Genomic DNA, 1,863 nt, shown 5'->3' on the forward strand with positions numbered 1-1,863 from the left:
CGCGGGTGTGTCATGACGAAAGACTCCGGTCTTTCTTGCTGTATTCAAGATGAGGGAAGGCCCCTCGGTCTCGGTGACCAGACACCGGGATCAAACCGCCCTGTGCGGCTTGCATTAAGAGTGCGGGTCGTGAGCGACAGGGGAAAAAGGCCGCTAAGAGCGGTCAGGTAAGTGCCCAAGGAGATGAACGAAAGTGAACCGTCGATGAGGTGTCGAAACGGTGACTGTTGCTGTCAAAACCGGGGTCCCCGCGAAATTCCGGGATGAGCTACGACGCAGACTGGGGACGGGCGTAGCGGCAGCCGGCATAGAGGCGGCATGACCTGGGTGCAGGCTTGAGTATGGAACATGAGAACCTGTCGTCCTGATGTTAAGGGAGAAGCACAAGTGGCAACCCCACGAGGCGAGAGTACCGATGCAGGGCACAGGGACGGATTGCCCCGTAGTAGTGTTGAAGCACCTGTAATGGGTGTGGAGCGAAGGGGGCAAATTATCCCGTCGAGATCAGATGGCCAACCGAGTTCCGGGAGGAGTCATGTGGCCTCGACAAAACCGTATACCCTCCCGAAAGCACTGGTGTACCAGGCCTATAAACGGGTTCGGGCCAACAAAGGTAGCGCGGGCGTCGATCGTCAGAGTCTGGAAGACTTTGAGGCTGACCTTGGCAACAACCTTTACAAGCTTTGGAACCGTTTATCCTCGGGAAGCTATCATCCGCCACCGGTGCTACGTGTAGATATTGGGAAAGCCACGGGAGGAACGCGCCCTCTGGGCATTCCGACCGTTGCGGACCGTATTGCACAGACGGTGGTTAAGCTGCAAATCGAACCGGAACTGGAACGACACTTTCACCCAGATTCTTATGGCTATCGACCTGGAAAATCGGCGCATGATGCACTGAAACAAGTTCAGGCTCGATGCTGGAAGAAAGCCTGGGTGCTGGATATGGACATCCAGGGCTTCTTCGACAACATCGACCATGACCTGTTAATGAAGGCGGTGGATCGGCATGTGTCCGAAGGCTGGCAAAAGCTGTACATCCGGCGCTGGCTAAGCGCACCGGTTCAGTTGGCGAATGGTTCCATAGAAGCGCGCGACCGGGGCACGCCGCAAGGCGGTGTGATCAGTCCTTTGCTGGCGAATTTGTTCCTGCACTACGTTTTTGATCGCTGGGTAGAAAAGCACTGGGGCGGCATTCAGTTCGAACGCTATGCGGACGATATTGTGTGTCACTGTTCCAGTGAGCGGGAAGCTCAGGCACTTAAAGCGGTCCTCGAGGAACGGTTCAGAGCCTGTGGTCTGACGCTGCATCCGGAGAAGACGAAAATCGTCTATTGTAAGGGTGGGCAGCATCGGCAGGATTACCCGGTTTTCGCGTTCGACTTCCTCGGTTTCACCTTCCGGCCGCGCTGGATGCGCAACCGGCAGGGTCGCCGTGGAGTGTACTTCATGGGAGCCATTAGCCAGCGGGCAGCGAAAGAGATCCGCACCAAGATCACTGAGTGGCCCTGGAAACGGTGGCGACAGCAAGAGTTTGGACAATTTGTCCGGTTCTGCCAGTCCCGAATCCGTGGTTGGATGCAGTACTACGGCCTATTTGGTCGCCGCTATATTCGCAATGTGTTGTTTCACTTTGACTTGCGATTAAGCCGGTGGGCCAAAGGGAAGTACAAGAAACTCAGGGGCCTGATACAGGCTGCCCATAGGGTAAATACCTTGAGGTGGAGACACCCCCGGCTATTTGCGCATTGGGCAGGATAACAGGTAGCGGTTGGGTAATAAGAGCCGTATGAATCGAGAGGTTCACGTACGGTTCTGTGAGAGGCTTTGGGGGCGGTTCCCATTGCCTACTCGACCTCCAAA

At 55.9% G+C, this 1,863-nt stretch carries 1 protein-coding gene; it reads left to right on the forward strand.

Annotated elements, in window-relative coordinates; genetic code table 11:
* Positions 1-537: 537 nt before the first annotated feature.
* The gene (ltrA, locus tag N6L25_RS17635) at positions 538-1,761 is read left to right on the forward strand and encodes a group II intron reverse transcriptase/maturase (RefSeq protein WP_271983148.1); all 1,224 of its coding nucleotides are present in this window, start codon (positions 538-540) and stop codon (positions 1,759-1,761) included.
* The last annotated feature ends 102 nt before the right edge of the window (positions 1,762-1,863 follow it).

This window comes from Marinobacter sp. SS21 (assembly GCF_028369065.1).
Classification (GTDB): Bacteria; Pseudomonadota; Gammaproteobacteria; order Pseudomonadales; family Oleiphilaceae; genus Marinobacter.